The sequence below is a fragment of the Pseudomonadota bacterium genome (assembly GCA_036339585.1).
Taxonomy (GTDB): domain Bacteria; phylum Pseudomonadota; class Alphaproteobacteria; order UBA8366; family UBA8366; genus UBA8366.
Map to the genome: position 1 here is coordinate 88629 of JAYZAS010000018.1, position 19771 is coordinate 108399.

The 19771-nt window shown below is 44.9% G+C and carries 17 protein-coding genes; 9 read left to right on the forward strand and 8 right to left on the reverse strand.

Translation table 11 applies throughout. From position 1 onward, the window contains the following. Positions 1-375: 375 nt before the first annotated feature. The 4 genes from VX941_10885 to VX941_10900 all read left to right on the forward strand — a co-directional run bounded on the left by VX941_10885 (position 376) and on the right by VX941_10900 (position 6873). Positions 376-4056 (forward strand): vitamin B12-dependent ribonucleotide reductase, encoded by a 3681-nt coding sequence (locus VX941_10885; protein ID MEE2933905.1) that lies wholly within the window; start codon positions 376-378, stop codon positions 4054-4056. A 191-nt stretch (positions 4057-4247) separates the two neighbouring features. Continuing rightward, positions 4248-5210: an alpha/beta hydrolase gene (locus VX941_10890; GenBank protein MEE2933906.1), complete on the forward strand. Its 963-nt coding sequence runs from the start codon at positions 4248-4250 to the stop codon at positions 5208-5210. Continuing rightward, positions 5211-5675 (forward strand): RidA family protein, encoded by a 465-nt coding sequence (locus VX941_10895; GenBank protein MEE2933907.1) that lies wholly within the window; start codon positions 5211-5213, stop codon positions 5673-5675. It begins immediately after the preceding gene. A 22-nt stretch (positions 5676-5697) separates the two neighbouring features. Continuing rightward, positions 5698-6873 carry a GNAT family N-acetyltransferase gene (locus tag VX941_10900; GenBank protein MEE2933908.1) on the forward strand — a complete coding sequence of 392 codons (1176 nt, stop codon included), beginning with the start codon at positions 5698-5700 and terminating at the stop codon, positions 6871-6873. Positions 6874-7192: 319 nt separating this feature from the next. Here the strand turns inward: VX941_10900 and clpA are convergent, their stop codons facing one another. Together clpA and clpS are read right to left on the reverse strand one after the other, a co-directional pair. After that, positions 7193-9487 (reverse strand): ATP-dependent Clp protease ATP-binding subunit ClpA, encoded by a 2295-nt coding sequence (clpA, locus tag VX941_10905; GenBank protein ID MEE2933909.1) that lies wholly within the window; start codon positions 9485-9487, stop codon positions 7193-7195. Positions 9488-9493: 6 nt separating this feature from the next. Next, complete coding sequence (gene clpS / locus VX941_10910; protein ID MEE2933910.1) at positions 9494-9814, reverse strand: ATP-dependent Clp protease adapter ClpS; 321 nt, start codon at positions 9812-9814, stop codon at positions 9494-9496. Between the two features lie 261 nt (positions 9815-10075). Here clpS and VX941_10915 point away from each other — a divergent pair, with 261 nt between their 5' ends. Together VX941_10915 and VX941_10920 are read left to right on the forward strand one after the other, a co-directional pair. Further along, a complete protein-coding gene (locus tag VX941_10915; GenBank protein ID MEE2933911.1) occupies positions 10076-10267 on the forward strand; it encodes a hypothetical protein in 192 nt (63 codons plus the stop codon). Beyond that, on the forward strand, positions 10210-10695 hold the full coding sequence (locus tag VX941_10920) for a methyltransferase domain-containing protein (protein MEE2933912.1): 486 nt from the start codon (positions 10210-10212) through the stop codon (positions 10693-10695). The genes VX941_10915 and VX941_10920 overlap by 58 nt, the downstream gene beginning before the upstream one ends. A 13-nt stretch (positions 10696-10708) precedes the next feature. Here VX941_10920 and VX941_10925 read toward each other — a convergent pair whose 3' ends face one another. Beyond that, positions 10709-11179, reverse strand: a complete 471-nt coding sequence (locus VX941_10925; protein ID MEE2933913.1) for a phasin family protein — start codon at positions 11177-11179, stop codon at positions 10709-10711. A 347-nt stretch (positions 11180-11526) separates the two neighbouring features. On the opposite strand from VX941_10925, the gene VX941_10930 reads away from it, so the two are divergent. Next, positions 11527-12777: a D-alanyl-D-alanine carboxypeptidase family protein gene (locus VX941_10930; GenBank protein MEE2933914.1), complete on the forward strand. Its 1251-nt coding sequence runs from the start codon at positions 11527-11529 to the stop codon at positions 12775-12777. 12 nt (positions 12778-12789) lie between these two features. Here the strand turns inward: VX941_10930 and VX941_10935 are convergent, their stop codons facing one another. From VX941_10935 to VX941_10955, 5 genes are all read right to left on the reverse strand, one after another. Beyond that, the gene (locus VX941_10935; protein ID MEE2933915.1) at positions 12790-14169 is read right to left on the reverse strand and encodes a phosphomannomutase/phosphoglucomutase; all 1380 of its coding nucleotides are present in this window, start codon (positions 14167-14169) and stop codon (positions 12790-12792) included. Further along, positions 14166-15509 (reverse strand): UDP-glucose/GDP-mannose dehydrogenase family protein, encoded by a 1344-nt coding sequence (locus tag VX941_10940; GenBank protein MEE2933916.1) that lies wholly within the window; start codon positions 15507-15509, stop codon positions 14166-14168. Before VX941_10940 ends, VX941_10935 begins: the two co-directional genes overlap by 4 nt. Positions 15510-15541: 32 nt before the next feature. Next, the gene (gene galU / locus VX941_10945; GenBank protein ID MEE2933917.1) at positions 15542-16411 is read right to left on the reverse strand and encodes a UTP--glucose-1-phosphate uridylyltransferase GalU; all 870 of its coding nucleotides are present in this window, start codon (positions 16409-16411) and stop codon (positions 15542-15544) included. A gap of 90 nt (positions 16412-16501) precedes the next feature. Next, complete coding sequence (locus tag VX941_10950; GenBank protein ID MEE2933918.1) at positions 16502-17221, reverse strand: hypothetical protein; 720 nt, start codon at positions 17219-17221, stop codon at positions 16502-16504. Further along, on the reverse strand, positions 17218-18081 hold the full coding sequence (locus VX941_10955; GenBank protein ID MEE2933919.1) for a division plane positioning ATPase MipZ: 864 nt from the start codon (positions 18079-18081) through the stop codon (positions 17218-17220). The genes VX941_10950 and VX941_10955 overlap by 4 nt, the downstream gene beginning before the upstream one ends. A 316-nt stretch (positions 18082-18397) precedes the next feature. On the opposite strand from VX941_10955, the gene VX941_10960 reads away from it, so the two are divergent. Together VX941_10960 and VX941_10965 are read left to right on the forward strand one after the other, a co-directional pair. Continuing rightward, positions 18398-18865, forward strand: a complete 468-nt coding sequence (locus VX941_10960; protein ID MEE2933920.1) for a hypothetical protein — start codon at positions 18398-18400, stop codon at positions 18863-18865. Between the two features lie 34 nt (positions 18866-18899). After that, positions 18900-19673 (forward strand): SDR family oxidoreductase, encoded by a 774-nt coding sequence (locus tag VX941_10965; GenBank protein MEE2933921.1) that lies wholly within the window; start codon positions 18900-18902, stop codon positions 19671-19673. Positions 19674-19771: the final 98 nt, after the last annotated feature.

Here is a 19771-nt window from a genome sequence, read left to right on the forward strand (position 1 = left end):
ACAAAATATTCATTCCAATATCAAAGTGATGCAATCATCTCTAAAAATCGCAGAAATCCGATATATTTTTTGACGTGAAAGCTTTAGTCAGTGGCGCACCAAATTAATTAAGCATCGATAGTAGAGTATTTTTTGTAAATCACTCAATAATTACTTGCACCACCAACATCTAGTAGATACTATAGGCTTTAAGCTCTAAATATTGTATTATAGGGCGAGGGTGGGATAACTGGCGCTGGAGACTTAATTCGTTTAGTCATCGGTTAATACAGTACTTAAATCTTAAAAACCCGTGTTCTTGAGGTGTCGAGCCTAGGTCGGCTAGTACAAATACGCGCTGAAAAAGCGCATTGGTGATGTTTTGGGGGATATGATATGCGCATCGAAAGGCGCCACACTAAAGACAAAAAAACGCCCTTAGAGGGTATGGAGTTTCGGTATGTCACCAGTGAGATCCGGAATCCAGACGGATCTGTTGTTTTTCAGCATGAGGATATTGAGGTTCCCGAACATTGGAGCCAAGTTGCAGCGGATGTGCTTGCGCAGAAATATTTTCGGAAAGCCGGGGTTCCAGCGGTATCAAAGCCAGTTAAAGAAAAAAACGTGCCAGAATGGTTGTGGCGTCATGTGCCGGATAAAAGCGCTATGTCCAACGTTCCTGAGGAGGACCGATTTGGCGGTGAAACTAGTGCAAAACAAGTATTCCATCGTTTGGCAGGTACTTGGACGTATTGGGGTTGGAAGGGCGGTTATTTTGATACCGAAGAAGATGCGCTAACTTACTACAGTGAGATGAGTTACATTCTTGCCAAACAGAAAGGCGCCCCGAATTCTCCCCAATGGTTTAACACGGGTCTTCATTGGGCTTACGGCATTGACGGGCCAGCCCAAGGGCATTCCTATGTAGACTTTCAATCAGGACGTTTGACAAAATCAAAGTCCGCTTACGAACACCCCCAGCCCCATGCATGTTTCATTCAATCGGTCGATGATGATTTGGTTGGGGACAATGGTATTATGAGCCTGTGGCAAAGGGAAGCCCGTCTATTCAAATATGGATCAGGGACAGGTAGTAATTTTTCATCCATTCGAGGGGAAGATGAACCGTTATCCGGGGGAGGCAAATCCTCGGGTTTAATGAGTTTTTTAAAAATAGGAGATCGAGCAGCTGGTGCCATTAAATCAGGAGGCACCACTAGGCGAGCGGCTAAAATGGTAGCCCTTGATATTGATCATCCAGACATTGAAGAATTTGTAAATTGGAAGTGTTTAGAGGAACAGAAGGTGGCTGCTCTGGTCACGGGTTCTAAAATTTGCAATGAACAAATGAATTTGATCTTGGGTGCGTGTAACACTGGTGAGGAAGTTAACGCCGATAGTTTTGATCCCAAAAAGAATCGTGAGTTGCGTCGTGCTATCATAAAAGCACGAAAAAGAATGGTTCCTGAGAGCTATATCCAACGAGTACTTCAATTTGCAGCGCAAGGCTTTACCGAGATTGAATTTGAGACCTACAACACCGATTGGGACTCAGAAGCGTATTTGACAGTCGCAGGCCAGAATTCGAACAATTCTGTAAGAGTTACAAATGATTTTTTGCGGGCGGTAGAGGAAGATAGGAAGTGGAATCTTACTCAGCGCACGGATGGGAAAGTAGCCAAAACAGTCAATGCACAGGAGCTCTGGGATCAAATCGGCAGTGCTGCGTGGCAATGTGCTGACCCAGGCCTTCAATTCGACACTACAATAAATGAATGGCACACGTGTGCAAACACCGATCGTATATACGGTTCAAATCCTTGTTCCGAGTATATGTTCTTAGATGATACTGCATGTAATTTAGCCTCACTCAACTTGCTGAACTTTCAGGACAGTCATGGCAAGTTTAATGTTGATGACTTTACACATTCAGTACGACTGTGGACCATAGCGCTCGAAGTAGCAGTTTTAATGGCCCAGTTTCCATCAGATCAAATAGCTAGATTGTCCTATGATTACAGAACACTCGGGCTTGGTTACGCCAACATTGGCGGATTACTAATGGCCTCGGGAATTCCTTACGATAGTGACGAAGCGCGGGCTTTCTGCGGTGCCATAAGTGCCCTAATGACCGGCACTTCTTATGCCACATCAGCTGAGATGGCGGGGGAACTTGGGGCTTTCCCCGGGTATAAGAAAAATCGATCTTCAATGCTGCGGGTCATTCGTAACCACAGAAAGGCTGCACAAGGCATGAAAGATGGGTACGAAGGACTTGCGATACCTCCTGTGCCGTTAGACCACTCCAGCTGTCCGTCAGCAGAGCTTTCAAAAGCCGCCAAGGACGCCTGGGAACAAGCATACAATTTGGGTAAGGAGTACGGGTACCGCAATGCACAAGTTTCAGTTATCGCACCAACAGGTACAATAGCACTTGTTATGGATTGCGATACTACAGGCGTTGAGCCAGACTTTGCTTTGGTAAAGTTCAAAAAGCTGGCCGGCGGCGGCTACTTTAAAATCATAAACCGAATGGTTCCAGACGCCCTGAAGCGTTTAAAATATAGCGAAGCCCAAATCGATGAGATTATATCCTATGCAGTTGGGCACGGTTCCTTAAAGAATTCGCCTTCTATCAACCATGATACACTAAGAGAACATGGATTCGGTAGAGAACAGTTAGACGCAGTTGAAAAAAATTTAGAAAGTGCCTTTGATATAAAGTTTGCATTTAACAAATGGGCCCTTGGCGACGATTTCTGCCGGGACACCCTCAACCTTTCAGAAGACCAATTGAACAACCCATCGTTTGAGATTTTGCCAGCCTTAGGTTTCTCTCGTGACGAAATTGAAAAAGCAAACACTTACTGTTGCGGGGCTATGACCGTTGAAGGTGCTCCCCACATTAAGGAAGATCACTTGGCAGTGTTTGATTGTGCGAATCCCTGTGGGCGCGTGGGGAAACGCTATCTCTCTTGGCAAAGCCACATTCTTATGATGGCCGCAGCCCAACCGTTCATTACCGGAGCTATTTCCAAAACAATTAACATGCCTAATAATGCCACGGTGCGCGACTGCAAAGATGCGTATATGATGTCTTGGAAGCTGGGGCTCAAGTCTAACGCTCTTTACCGCGATGGATCTAAGCTCAGCCAACCTCTTCAATCTGCGTTAGTCGAAGGCGCGGATGATTTGGAAGACGATTTGGTTGACTTACCCAAAAGCCAACAAGCGCCCCTAGTGGCTGAGAGGATCGTGGAGCGGATCATTGAGAAAGCCGCTGAACAAGAACGCAAGCGTTTGCCACACCGACGAAAAGGGTACACCCAAAAAGCTAATGTCGGCGGTCACAAGGTGTATTTGAGAACAGGTGAATACGAAGATGGTAGCCTAGGGGAAATATTTATAGATATGCACAAAGAAGGTGCCGCATTCCGAAGTCTGATGAATAATTTTGCAATAGCAATTTCTATTGGTTTGCAATACGGAGTGCCACTTGAAGAATATGTCGAGGCATTCACGTTCACACGTTTTGAACCAAGCGGAACGGTTCAAGGCAACGATACGATTAAAATGGCAACATCTGTTTTGGATTACATATTCCGTGAGGTAGCCATAAGCTACCTAGGTCGTGATGACTTGGCACATGCTGAGCCCTCGGACGTATTGCCTGACGCATTGGGTACAGGTGCAGACGAAGGCCATTTGCCAAAGGAGGCAGCTGAAACAATCGCGGCAATTCGAAAAGTAACAAGTAATGGATACGTTCGTTCCTCAAAACTTAGAGTAATTTCTGGCGGTGTTGGAGTAGACGCTCCGGACATCGCTGAAACAAATGTGGCGGCTAGCTCTTCGGAGGGCCAGATAGCCGTTACTTCCGAGGCTACGGCACCAGCCGCAGCATCGGAGGCTCTGGCGCATGATGACGTGCTCGAGACTACACTTGAGCGAATACGTGAGGCTAGGGCCAAGGGGTACGAGGGTGACTCCTGCAGTGAATGCGGGAACTTCACACTTGTGCGCAACGGTACCTGCTTGAAATGCGACACTTGTGGCGCTACGAGCGGGTGTTCGTAGCAGAGCCCCACTCTGGCACGGTGCTCCCTGTGACTGGGGGATGGTGATCATCACCATCCCCCGTTTTTTTATAAATACCAATAGGGTCGTTGTAATTTAAAATTGACTCAAATACCGAAACGATATTCATTGCTTTGATAAAGTCTTTTACTTTCTTTGTGAAAACCCAGCGCCCAGTTTAATCGTCCTACATGAACATTACAGAACGAATTGACGCGAAGTATCTTTCACTTATACAAAGCGCATTAGACAATGCGCTCCCCAATTCGCACCTGCTCTCGCCTAAAACTTTACGTGCTGTTCGAGATGCGCAACAAACTACTATTACACCTCCGGAGAATATAATTATAGATGATGAAATTGTTGTGACCGCCAAGCGTGAGATCAACATTCGTATATATCGGCAAATCCAGCAAACCGAACAAAACACGCCTGTTCTAATCTTTCTCCATGGTGGTGGCTTTGTGGTTGGAAATCTCGATACTCATCAGGGGAGTTGTATTCTTCTCTGTAGGGACACATCATGGCCCGTAATTAGCATAGATTATCGCAAAGCTCCGGAACACCCATTCCCTGCAGCAACGAATGACTGTTATGATGTCCTTTGTTGGGTTTCACAACAGCAGGAACTCCTTAAAATTGACCCTGCACGAATAGCAGTTGTAGGTGAGAGTGCAGGGGGAAATCTTGCAACTGTTACCGCTCTTATGGCGCGCGACCGCAATGGCCCTATGCCAGCGTTCCAGCTACTCTTTTATCCGGTTACTGATTGTAATTTTAAAAATCCGAGCTACATCAATTACGGGGAGGGCCCGTTGTTAAGCGCAAGTCAAATGGAGGCTTACTGGAGCTACTATCTTGGTGGCAAGACAACAACTGATAATCCCTATGCGGCCCCGCTACGTGCTAATACTCTCAAACGCATGCCTTCCACAGCCATCGTAACGGCGGAATTTGATGTTTTGCGATCGGAGGCGGAGGCGTATGCGGTACGCCTCAAAGCTGAGGGTGTGGCTACGCAAGAATTTCGAGCCGAGGGACTAATACACGGATTTATGAAACATGTTGAAACACATCCGGTGGCTAATCGCGTATACATTGCTGCACGGAATAGCATGACATTAGCTCTAAAAATTAATACTGAAGAAAGTTAGATGGAAAATATAGAACAACGTTTATCTCAATTAGGCATAAAACTACCAAACACAGCGGTGCCGGCTGGAAGTTACGTGCCTTATGTTCTGGAAAAGAACTTGCTCTGGATTTCCGGTCAAGTGCCCTTTTGGAATGGCAAGGTGAAATACCGCGGAAAAGTTAGCAGCGAAGTTTCTATAGATGATGCCGTCATGGCCGCCCGCCTATGTGGACTAAATATACTTGCCCAAATAAAAACAGCACTTGGAAACCTCAACCGCGTGGAACAAGTGATTAAGTTGAGCGGCTTTGTTAATTCGTCCTCCGACTTTACCGACCATCCAATAGTAATTAATGGTGCATCGGATTTAATAGTTGATGTTTTCGGCGAATTGGGACGCCATACACGAGTTGCGACCGGCGCCTCCAGCCTTCCACTGAATTCGACAACTGAGGTCGATGCCCTAGTACGCGTTCGCACCTAATATCGTGTATGATACCTGCGGTATGTCCAAAATCAAAAATCGTTATAAAATAGAACTTATTGCAAAGATCTCTGACATCAATCCTAAAGAGTGGGACGCCTGCCTCACAGGACCAACAAGACAACCCGGTGCCCCTTTTTTAAGCCATGCCTTCCTTAATGCTTTGGAAATCTCTCAATCAGCTAATAGCACAACAGGTTGGCTACCCCGTCATCTTATTTTGCGAAAAGAAACTAACCAGTTGGTTGCAGCGTGTCCTCTCTACGTGAAGAGCCATAGCCAAGGTGAGTATGTATTCGACCAGAGTTGGGCTCAGGCGTTTGAGCGTGCAGGTGGAGAATATTATCCAAAGTTACAGTGTGCGGTCCCTTTTTCCCCTGTTACAGGGCCACGGCTACTTGCCCCTGCGGAAGCGGTAGACTGTTTGGAATACCGCAAATGCATGGCACAAGGACTCATTGATATTACTAGGCAAATGGAATTATCATCTTTACATGTCACCTTTTGTACAAAAGCAGATGCAGAGTTGCTCAAAGACCAAGGATTCTTAATTCGTCACGATACACAATTCCACTGGGAGAACGATAACTACGATGATTTCGAAAGCTTCCTCGAGGCTTTAAATAGCCGTAAACGGAAAAATATAAGAAAAGAGCGCCGGTTTATCAATGAAAGTGGGATATGCATTAAAATGCTTACTGGTGATGATATAGAGCCTCAACATTGGGATGCCTTCTTCAAATTTTACATAGACACCTATGACAAAAAATGGGGATACCCTTATCTAACACGAGATTTTTTCACGCAACTTAGTAAAACCATGGCCGATCAAGTACTTTTGGTATTGGCTTACCGAAATGGGAAGCCAATTGCCGGCGCTATAAATTTCTTCGATGATCAGGCATTATATGGTCGCAATTGGGGATGTTGCGAGGAACATAAATATCTTCATTTTGAGACATGCTACTATGCGGCAATTGATTTCGCTATAAGCCGCAATTTAAAAAGGGTTGAAGCAGGCACACACGGCCAACATAAGTTACATAGGGGGTATATCCCAAGGCGAACCTATAGTGCCCACTGGATAGAAAATGAAAATTTCCGAACTGCTGTATCACATTACCTGGAAGAAGAGACCAGATATCGAACTCATGAGGCCTCAGTGCTAAAAGAGTTTACCCCCTTCCGCAAAATTTAACCTTCAGATCTTGATTTAGTCGGTTTCCGAACATTAGACCTCTAATAGGGCATAGATGACCTGAGCTGTCATTGCGTTTTATACGTCTAAGAACTGAGGAATATTCCTATAAAATTGTGAGAAAACTAAATTATGAGTGACCTAATATTTGAAAGGACTATTAACCAAAAGCTCAAGTATCATTTTGGTAAGTCACCGCCAGTAATACCGAAACCAATGCCCCCTTCATATTACTTCTACCAGCATTCTTGCAGCTAGAGCTCCAAGCATCTCTATACGTAAATGTTTCCATTAACACTGTGCCTCAATCGAGCCGTTGTTATTTTCGATCCTTTTTTTCCTTGCCGGCCCTAAAATTCTTAATTTTTACGCAAGAGAATGTTAGTTGCCCAGCCTTCAAACCAATCCGAACTGTGCCACCATTTGTCAGTTTGCCGAATAACAGCTCCTCCGCAAGCGGCTTCTTTATCTTTTCTTGAATAAGTCGCGATAAGGGCCGGGCCCCAAAATGCGGGTCATATCCATGCTTTGCAAGCCAGGACCGTGCATTGCTTGAAATGATTATTGTCACTTTCCGATCAGCGAGTTGTTCTTCTAACTGGATTACGAACTTATCCACTACACGTGTTACAACCGATGCAGGTAAGGAAGAAAATCCGATAATCGCATCGAGACGATTGCGAAACTCGGGTGTAAAGAGTCGGTTAATAGCCTCAGTATCTTCACCGCTCCTATTTTGACGAGCAAAGCCAACAACCGCTTTTGCTAGATCTGCGGCCCCTGCATTGGTTGTCATTATTAAAATTACGTTACGGAAATCGGCAGCTTTGCCATTGTGATCTGTCAGTTTCCCGTGATCCATTATCTGGAGTAGTATATTAAATACATCCGGGTGTGCCTTTTCTATCTCATCAAGCAAGACTACGGAATGTGGCGTTTTTTCAACGCAGTCAGTTAGAAGACCACCCTGATCGAATCCGATATACCCGGGCGGCGCACCGATCAATCGAGAAACACTGTGCCTTTCCATATATTCTGACATATCGAAACGCACCAAATCGATGCCAAGGGTCATTGCGAGCTGACGTGCGACTTCGGTTTTTCCAACTCCAGTCGGCCCCGAAAATAAGTAGGATCCAATGGGCTTTTCTGGTTCCCGCAGCCCAGCGCGTGCTAGTTTGATAGATGCAGCTAATGCTTCGATCGCATCATCCTGACCGAACACCGACATTTTTAAATCACGCTCTAGTGTTTTAAGCGCCTGACGGTCATCACTTGTAACTTGCTTTGGTGGAATGCGAGCGATTTTTGAAACTACATGCTCAATATCTCTAGTACCTATTTTTTTCTTCCGTTGAGAGGGTGGCAACAACATCTGCGATGCACCAACTTCATCCATCACATCAATAGCCTTATCGGGTAACTTTCGATCTGTGATATAGCGCGCAGAGAGGTCAACCGCGCTTCGGATAGCTGGCGCTGTGTATTTTACCTTGTGATGGGTCTCGTAGTAAGGAGCCAAGCCGTGCAGGATTTTAATTGCATCAGCAACTGAGGGTTCAGAAACATCAATCTTTTGAAAACGCCGTACCAGTGCTCGATCTTTTTCGAAGTAGTTTTTGTATTCCCTATATGTCGTTGACCCGATGCACCGCAACGAACCATTTTGCAAGGCGGGCTTAAGAAGATTTGAGGCATCCATAGATCCACCACTAGTAGCGCCGGCTCCGATCACTGTATGAATTTCATCTATGAATAATATCGAATTAGGCTGTTCCTCCATTTCCTTAAGGACAGCCTTTAAACGTTCCTCAAAGTCACCACGATATCGCGTTCCGGCTAAAAGTGAACCCATATCAAGAGAGTGAATTTCCACGCCACTTAAAACTTCGGGAACTTTACCCTCAACTATGTACCTAGCTAAACCCTCAGCAATTGCCGTTTTTCCAACACCCGGATCACCAACATAGAGCGGGTTATTTTTCGTGCGCCGACAGAGTATTTGAATAGTCCTTTCAACTTCACCAGATCGCCCAATTAACGGATCAATCTTACCAGCAGATGCCTTTTTATTAAGGTTTATGCAGTACGCCTCTAATGATTTAACATCGGTCTCACGTGAATTTTCTCCGGAAGAAAAATCATCGACACCAGCTCCAGGCTGGGGGCCTTCCATTCCTGCAGTTTTGGTAATTCCATGGCTCAAAAAATTCACTGCATCAAAGCGCGACATTTCTTGTTGCTGAAGAAAAAATACAGCGTGGCTCTCACGTTCCGAAAAAAGCGCCACAATGACGTTAGCACCGCTAACTTCCTCTCGGCCAGAGGATTGAACGTGGATTGCCGCACGCTGCAAAACACGTTGAAATCCCAATGAGGGTTTCGGATCAGAGTGATTAGAAGTCTTAAGTGTTTGCAATTCAGCATCCAGAAACTCTCTTAGGTTAGCATCCAAAATGCCCATATCTACACCGCAAGCTTTCAAAATGGTCGCTGCGTCGTCATCTTTTAACAAAGCTAGTAAAAGATGTTCGAGCGTTGCAAACTCGTGTCCGCATTCACTAGCAACTGAGATTGCTCGGTGAAGCGTTTGCTCTAGATTTGAAGACAACATGTTGGGCTAGTCCTTTTCCATCGTGCATTGGAGCGGATGTTGATTTTTTCTTGAAAAATCCATGACCTGATTTACTTTGGTCTCCGCAACATCAAAGGGGAAAACCCCACACACCCCAACACCAGACCGATGCACATGCATCATGATTTGTGCCGCTTTTTCCTCATCCAACGAAAAAAAACGCTGTAAGACATGAACCACAAACTCCATTGGTGTATAATCATCATTCAATAATAATACCCTATACATGGACGGCTTCTTTGTTTGTTCATTTGTCTTATTTTTGGTGATTACACCGACACCTGTATCGTATTCCTTGTCTGACATTGTCATACCCATTAATTCGACCTTTGCCCTATAATATGAGATTAAATAGATCGGTTTAAAGGCTAAATAACATGCTGGACAACATTGGACGATATTTCCCAAAAATCCTCTCCGGAAAATATAGTGAACCCAAGGTTTACGGCGACCCTTTATTAACCACTCACACTAGGCAAAAACGTAAAAGGGGAGGATTATTCCTATGCCCCATTTGTATGGAGAGATACCAAAACTTTTTGCCTTTTGGCCTTCATGGAAGACGAAATGCCCGCTGCCCTAATTGTGCCTCTCTTGAAAGACACAGGTTTCTATACCTTTATGTCAGAGATTTATTGCGATGGACGCGTAGACGCCTTCGCATCCTACATATTGCGCCAGAGGAGTGCATTCGTAGATGCTTGTCGACTTTACCCCAAATCAATTACACCGATATTGACCTTTTTAGCACTAATGTAAAACAAAAGATGAATATCATTGATCTGCGCTTCCAAAACGACCACTTTGACGGCATCATATGCTCTCACGTCCTTGAACATGTTATGGATGATCACAAGGCGCTGCTTGAATTGTATAGGGTTATAAAAGTAAACGGACTTGCCCTTATTATGGTTCCCCAAGACATGAGCCTGAAGAAGACTGACGAAAACGAATCTATTACAAACCCAAAAGATCGTTATTTGCGCTTCGGACACCCTTACCACGTTCGAACTTGCGGATCTGATTATGCAGACCGGTTCACTGAGGTTGGTTTTGAAGTTACACAGATTGACAGTAGATCTCTGCCACGCCAAAGGCGCCGTTTATATCGCCTCAATAAATGTATAATCTATAGCTGCAAAAAAGTGAGAGAGGGGAGCAGTCCTGCCACAGACAAGACTGTCTGACCTCGCCTTAATCTTATATTGATGCATCCTTCATAGTCTTTGCCATCGAGCTATGCATCTGCTCCTTCAATGGCTCGAAAGTGTCATGCGCTACTTTCAGTGAGAGCTCACTAATTTTTGTACCCTCTGAGAATAAGGTCTGGCAGGACTCTAGGGCAAAATCGTTTTGGACGTCTACCACATCATTGATTGTTTTCGCTGCGAATACTGCTTTCGCTGCCTCAGCATTTGTTTCAGCGGTAATTTTGGCCAGTTTAAAATAAGCATGCCCAATGTCTTCTGCCCCTTTGGCAAAAATTTCGCCTGCCTTTATGTAGACCCCCAAAGTTTCTTGACTAAACTTTGAGAACTCCCCATACGCTCGGGAATAATTTTCTTGTACTTGCTCAACCTTTTCTTTTCCCATAGCCATTGCTGCTTCGACAGTATCGTTAACATTTTCCATGGTCGTTTTGTTATTATCTGCAGCTTTGTTCGAGCTCATTTATCAATTCCTTATTATCTGCCACATCCCTCGGATGGGTCCTGTGAATAGAAAAATATTTATAACCGTTTTTGTACACTATGTTGCACTGCAACAATATGTTTCAGCTATATTCATCCGTCAAGGTTTTTTTGTGCAGCGCACAATAAATATTTTTTCAACACAAAAAATCATACGTCTCTTCACTCAAGTCAAGGAACCTAATCATAATCCAAACACTCCACCAAAAACTTAAAAACTATCGACATTTCGATGGTGCTATCGTAGTATTACAATCAAAATAATTTTAAAATTTACAAGTATTACTATAGTAGTACTAAATTATAGCACGGGGAAATAATAATATCGTGAATGTAATAAAATCCATATTACTATTTTTTACTTTAGTTTTATTCTTTTTGGCAGCGCAGCCATCAGAGGCTCGCTATGCTGCGATAGTGATTGATGCGAAAGATGGTAATGTTCTGCATTCAACCAACGCTGACACCCTAAATTATCCAGCCTCCCTAACAAAGTTGATGACTTTGTTATTGCTTTTCGAAGCCTTAGGACAAGGCAAACTAGAAATAAGTACAGAATTAGTCACATCAACCCGAGCGAGTAAAGCCAAGCCTTCAAAATTAGGCCTACAACCTGGCGACATAATTACCGTTGGACAAGCCATCTCCGCACTTATTACAAAATCTGCAAATGATGTTGCTGTAGTCGTTGCCGAACAATTATCAGGTTCTGTTCGCTCTTTCGCGCGAGCCATGACACGTCGTGCGCGCGCCCTTGGGATGAAAGATACAACATTCCGTAACCCCCACGGGCTGCCGAATCGCGGTCATCTCTCTACCGCGCGCGATATGGCATTACTCTCGCGTATATTGATCAATAAATTTCCCAAGTACTATAATTACTTTGCAACTCGTAAGTTTCACTTTAGAGGTCATAGCTTCAATAATCACAATAAGCTTCTTGGGCACTACGAGGGTGCTGACGGTATCAAAACCGGCTACACAAATGCGGCCGGCTACAATCTCTCTGCGTCTGCTGAACGCAATGGAACGAGATTGATTGCCGTTGTTTTCGGTGGAAAAACTGCAAAATTTCGGGACAACCATGTAAAAAAACTTTTGAATGAGTGCTTTGCTAAAACCGCGGTCTCACGCAAAGCCGAAATACTGTTAACAAGTTCAAAACCGATGCATGCAAATTCGGCAAATGTTTTTTCGGACCCACGCCCAACACAATCTAGTGTTGCAGCAAAGGCACGACAGTCAGCCCGTCAAATCGCTAAAGATTCCGAATTACCCCCATTTTTTAAGCCCATTGCAAGCCCTGCTCCACGCGGGGCCTGGATGATACAAATTGGTGCATATTTTAAAATAGCACCAGCGACAAAAAGGGCAGGCAAAGCAGCAGCAAAGCTTTCTAAATTCGGCAAAAATTACGATATTGCTGTCATGACGGCAGAGCGAGAAAATCGAACCCTCTACCGGGCTCGCTTGGCCGGACTTAGTCGCAAAGATGCATATGACGCGTGCCGCGAACTAAAGCGGCACGATTTTGACTGCATACCGATGGCACCAACGCGTGCTTACCACCGTCGGTAGCAGCCCCTTGAACTAAAATATTGGCGGCTCCACACCACTTAGCCGCAGCTGCTCCAAAACCATGCCTTTCATCTTTTTGAGCCCACCTTCCGTCTGTGATTCGCACCGCACAACAAGTGCATTCTGGGTATTGGAGGCGCGCAGAAGCCACCAGCCATCTCGCGTTTGAACGCGCACCCCGTCTATGGTGCTAACACTTGCGCTGCCCTGCTGGAGACGATCCTGCACCTCTTGTGCAATTGCAAATTTACGGTCTTCCGGCACATCAAATCGTATCTCAGGTGTATTAACCATTTGCGGAAGTGTGTCACGCATTGTCGCTAAAGTTTTATCCGATCGTGCAACTATATCAACTAATCTAAGCGCAGCATAAAGAGCATCATCATACCCATAATAGCGGTCAGCAAAAAAAATATGGCCGCTCATTTCTCCAGCCAACGGTGCTTTCAATTCAGCCATTCTTGATTTGATAACAGAATGGCCAGTAGGACTCATTACGGGGTGACCACCAAGACGGGTTACTTCATCAAATAATACTTGGCTAGCTTTAACATCTGCTATTATCGTAGCACCCGGAAGCTCTTCAAGCATATCACGCGCCAAGATCGCAAGAATCTGATCACCCCACAGTATACGGCCTAACCCATCTACGACACCTATCCGATCTCCATCTCCATCAAAAGAGATACCTAGGTCACATTTTTCTTTCCGAACAACTTCTTGGAGCTGAGTAAGGTTTTCAGGGATCGTTGGATCAGGATGATGTGCTGGGAAATCCCCGTTAACCTCTGCGTTTAAAAGAATGTGCACTCCCGGCAAACACGAGGTTAATTGTGTCATTGCGGGACCCAACGCTCCATTACCAGCGTCCCATGCAACTTTTAATCCTTTGGCCGAACGAAAATCTCCCATCAGCCTAGCCACGTATGATTCCCTAATGGCTTTGGTTGAAATCCCCCCGGAACCCCTCGTGCAATTAGCAACTTCAGCTCGTTGTCCTAACCCAACTATATCGGCGCCCCAAAATGGCTTGCCACCGAGCATAAACTTAAAGCCATTATATTGGGATGCGTTATGTGAACCTGTCACCATAATGCCTCCACCAGCCTCGAGTACAGTAGTTGCGTAGTAGAGGGTTGGGGTTGCATTTAAGCCTATATTTATAACATTTATACCAGCACCCATCGCGCCACTGATTACATTTTCAGCTAAACTTGGTGATGATTTACGCCCGTCATAACCCACGCAAACCGTTTGATCTCCCTCTTCTTTAATGATTGAACCGAAAAAGAGCCCGACTGCAAAAGCATCACTCTCGGTCAAGGTTTCCCCATAAATACCACGGATGTCATACTCTCTAAGAATAGTGGGATCAAAATGGTGTGGCTTCACTGAGCTTCCCTCGCAGTAAGGAACCTTTTTCTGTTTAACGGCCGTCCAATCGAACTGTATTGAAAGCCCGCGTCCGTCATTGTCTTGGGGTCATATATATTGCGTAAATCGACGACAACCAATCCCTTCAATATTTTCTTGATACGGTCGAAATTTAGCGATCTAAATTCATTCCATTCTGTGACGATGACAAGTGCGTCCGCACCGTCGAGTGCCTCATAAGTATCTTCACACCAATTTACGTTTTGTAAGAGGGGTTTTGCCTCTTCCATGCCAGCGGGGTCGTAAGCCCGGATTATTGCACCCGCCTCAATAAGCATAGGGATAATATCTAGGCTAGGACTATCCCGCATATCATCAGTATTTGGTTTGAATGTTACTCCTAATAGGGTGATCGTTTTGCCTTCTACGCTATTACCGCACGCTTTTATAATCCTTTTTGCCATGTCTTTTTTTCGGACTTTGTTTGCCTCAACAACTGCTTCCACAATGCTTAGATCTACCCCGGCCGATTGCGCAGTGCGAACCATTGCCAAAGTATCCTTAGGAAAACAAGAGCCACCATACCCAGGGCCAGCATGCAGAAACTTATTTCCAATCCGTCCATCGAGACCCATACCCTTTGCTATATCGTGAACGTTTGCTCCAACTTTTTCACACAGATCTGCCACCTCGTTGATGAACGTAATTTTTGTAGCGAGAAATGCATTGGTGGCGTATTTGACAAGTTCCGCGGTTTCTAGCTTGGTAAAAAGTATAGGTGTCTGTATTAAATGCAACGGCCTGTATAAATCATTCATAAGCTCTTTAGCACGCTTAGTCTCTACCCCTATAACGACCCGATCAGGACGCATAAAGTCCTCGATAGCCGAGCCCTCTCGAAGAAACTCAGGATTCGAAATCACATCAAAATCAGCGTCAGGACATTCTGCTCGGATCACACGCTCGACTTCCCTGCCCGTACCAACTGGTACTGTGGACTTATTGACTACAACTGTATAACCCTTCATGGCATTCGCGATTTCTTTGGCTGCGGCAAATACATACGATAGATCAGCGTGCCCGTCACCGCGCCTACTAGGTGTGCCCACGGCTATGAATACGGCATCCGCCTCGCTAACCGCTTCTCCCAGGTTATTTGTGAAATGAAGGCGCTGGGCAGACACATTTTTGTCTACCAGATCTTCCAAACCTGGTTCATATATGGGTATTTTACCGTTTTGGAGGTCACTTATTTTTTCTACATCAACATCAATACAAGTGACATCTATCCCGAATTCAGAGAAACATGCGCCAGAGACGAGCCCAACATAACCAGTACCGATAATTGCAATACGCATTTTCTCACACTTTCGCTAAAGTTCGCATGTATCTAGGTGTACAACTTTACAAGCTTCTCGACATCTGTCTTCATATCATCACGATTAAGTGCAAAAGCAAGATTAGCCTCCAAAAACCCAACCTTGTCGCCACAGTCAAATCTTCTCCCTTCAAATCGCAACCCGTAGAACGGCATGCTGTTGACCATTTTTGCGAGTGCATCAGTCAATTGTATCTCTCCGCCGGCACCGGGGTGTTTCTCTGCTAAATGATCAAAGACCTCCGGCATCAATATATATCGACCGATGATAGCTAAATTAGAGGGGGCATTCGCTCGAAGAGGCTTCTCAACCAAACCCTTCACCGATACTAATTGCCCTTCATCCTTTTCAACATCTAAAATTCCATATCGATCAGTGTGCTCAGGCAACACTTCCATCGCCGCAACGATATTGCCCGGTGTTATCTGATATGATTCTATTAATTGTTGCAAACAGGGTTTACTGGCCAATACCAAATCATCTGCCAAGAGGACAGCGAATGGCTCATCGTCAATATATTTCCGTGCACACCATACTGCATGCCCTAAGCCAAGTGGATCCATCTGTCTTGTATAGGTGATCTGCCCGGGATTTGGCATCCAGCTCCTAAGTGAGTTCACCAAATCATCTCTTCCACGAGCACTTAGTGTTTGATCCAATTCATAAGAAATATCGAAATGATCTTCTATCGCCTGCTTCCCCCGCCCCGTAACGAAGACAAATTCTTCTATACCTGCGGCAGCAGCCTCCTCTACCGCGTACTGTATGAGCGGCTTATCGACAATAGGCAACATCTCTTTTGGGAGAGCCTTGGTTGCAGGAAGAAATCTTGTGCCTAGGCCACCGACCGGAAACACAGCTTTGCGTATTTTTTGTGCCATCGAAATCGACAAAAATCTTTTTAGTTTTTCAAGTAAGATCCACTTTTAGACCTCGAACGTGCTAACGGCAACCGCTTAAACGCAAAACCGTCATTCTCCAAGCAGAATTCCTCTGGCCTGTATGACTTTACGACGGATATTCTCAGCCTCCGATGCATCAGGATGACCCGTTTCGATCAATGCCTGTGAAGTGCGTTCGATCTCAGTTTTTGAAGCTCCTGGCTGTAGTCCTAAAATCTCATAGGCGTCAGACCGCGTCATTCCGCCGTCCCCCTCTACATTCTCTTCAGCACCGTCTGACCGACTTTTAACAATTTTTGATTTAGATCTCCACGTCTGACTGTGCATCCTATCAAGATAGTCTTCTATAATTTTCGCACTTTCATCGTCTTCTATAACAGCAGCTTCATACAGAGTAACGAGGGAATCAATGGCCAAGTCAGAAAGTAACATACCCGCTTTTGGTCCCGCCAAAACCCTTCCATCCATATCACCCGTTTCCGGATTGACATACAACACCACAAATTTTGCACGTTTATCGATATGCTGCCCACTCGCTGGCCCTTTTAACTCCCCGACTTGGCGATTAAAGGCTTTCAGCCGCCCCAACCAGGGCAGAATACTAAGCAGTATAAGCCAAAGAATACCAAACCGACCCGATATTAAAGCGATACCAAGCACTACGATGGCAAAAAATAGGCCAATGTATCGTAGCGCCGAAAACACATCACGTGGCTCAGCATTGACGTACCAACGCGCAAAAAACAATAAAACTGCTAATAAGGCGGCACCTACGAGTATCCAAATCATGTATCCGCACTCCCTAGCGCTCTTGGACCTTCATCTTGCTCAACACTTTCTGGCAAACCAATCGCTTCTAACATCATTCTAACCTCCTGACGTGCCGCAAGGTGAGACATGTTTAGACGAATGCCAGCGTCTGGATCACGAAGATCAAGAAGTGTAAGCCCTTTTAGAAATAATTCTCGAAAAATCATGCGCTCGCTGAAGCCGGGCGCCACTCGAAAGCCAATTCTATTCGACAATGTGGTTAACACATTTGCAACAGCTCGCCTATTTCGGGAATCCAAACTACTCAGCCTATTGCGCGCAACAATCCAATCAATACTCCCGCCATCACGTTGTATGCGCTTTTTGCGATTTTCCCAAACGAGCTCAGCGTAAGCACTCGGCCTTACAATTTCCATAGTCTCTGGTTCAACCTTTGCTAAAACATCTAGATCAATGAAACTATCATTCATCGGAGTAATCAAAGTATCTGCATAGCTATGTGCACGCCTAGACAACGTGTCATCTCCTCCCGGAGTATCAACTACGATGAAATCACTCTTTTGACCAAGCCGTGTCAAACATTCGTCAACAGCTGCTTCATCCTCGGCATACGCAATATCACGATTTGAAACGGTGCTTGCCTTTAAAACTCTATGTTCGGGGAGAGGTAAACCGATACCTTTTGTTTCAACATGATCGCGACGATTAGTTATATAACGGGTTAATGTTGATTGAGGGGAGTCTAGATCGAGCGAGCCGACAAGGTAACCAGCGTGGAGGAGGCCCGCGATCAGATGCATGCTGGTTGTAGATTTGCCTGTACCTCCTTTGACATTGCCAACTACAATGATTTGGGCCGGTGATTGGTTTTCTGTCATTTGTGGTTTACCAAATATTTGAATTAAATACCTTCAGTCGCCAAAGTTTACCCCCAGCACTTCCCTTGTTTCTTACCAATACATAAGAAGTGCATAAGGCCTCTACAAAATACAACACTATACGATATGATATATGCTTCAACGATATAAAGACGATATTTAGGTGCCAAAATTTATAAAACACAAATTTGTGAACGGCTTGTTGCTCCTTGGTCTCAGTTTGCTCTCCCCAATAGGATGTCAAGGTGATTACGGCAATCCGCCTTCCGGCAAGACTCTTTGGATAAAACCTAATGAAACAAGGCTAATCTTCAATATGCCCGAGCTTAAACAATCACAAATTCGCGTTCGGCGCTACACCTCAGATAACGGGAATCATATTGAAGAACTTGGTGAGTGGTACCGTTTTGATAAAAGTAGCATCGCTGGTCTCTTACTAAGCCAGTCAGCCGAAGGCCCACCTTTGAATGACCCTCAAGACCCCATGGACATAGCTGGTCAATGGGCGGTCTTTCGCAATCAAAAACCAAGTTTCGGTATTTTAAAAAAATCAAATAACATTTTAGGACCAGTACTTTGGCGACGTACTGGAATTGGCACGCGCACCTGTGTAGTTTTTTTACAGCGTTGGTCTTTGGAGAAAAGGTCAACTAGTTCCGCACCAATAACAAGCTTATCCGGTTACTATTGCAATAAACCGGGGAAGGTATTCTCTCCATCTTTAGCAACGAAAGCTCTTAAATCAATTGGCCTCGGTCAAAAGACTCAACCCACATTGCCCTAGAGTTAAAAAATTACTACCAGAGGACACTAACGTGATGACACTTTTCGACCTTACCGGTAAAACTGCAATTATAACAGGATCGACCAAAGGTATTGGTCGCGCCACCGCTAATCGATTGGCAGAACATGGGGCAAATGTCGTGATCTCCTCGCGAAAAGCCAGTGCATGTAATCAAGTAGCGGAAGACGTAACCCGGAACTGGGCCAACGATAGTGCTAAAGCTATCCCAATCCCGTGCAACATTTATCACAAAGAACAATTGAGATTTTTGGTAGACAAAACCGTAGAAACATTCGGCACAATTGATATTTTGGTATGTAACGCTGCAGTCAATCCATATTTTGGACCGTCTGCTGACATATCCGATGAAGCCTTCAACAAAACGATGGAATCAAACGTTCGAAGTAACTTTTGGCTTTGCAACATGGTAATAGCAGAGATGGATCACATCCAAGGAGGCTCTATAACTATCATATCCTCGATAGGCGGTTTGCGAGGCCGTCCGTTGATCGGCGCCTACGGTATTTCAAAAGCTGCTGACATGCAAATTGCACGTAATCTGGCAACAGAGTACGGGCCCAAAAATGTCCGCGCTAATTGTATCGCGCCAGGGCTTATACGTACTGATTTTGCGCGCGCCCTCTGGGAAAATGAGGAAATCCTCTCGGAACGCACAGCTTCTACTCCCCTCAGACGGATAGGTGAGCCTGATGAGGTTGCTGGGGCAGTGGTATTTTTGGCGTCTAACGCAGGAGCATTTGTCACTGGTGAGACACTTGTTATCGACGGGGGGGTAACTGCAGTCTAAAAGAAATAATGTAAATGAAGTAATTTATTTAATACATTATTTTATTTAGAATTATGTCCGTTTTATTAAGTATTTACAATAACATTTTTTTTATTGTG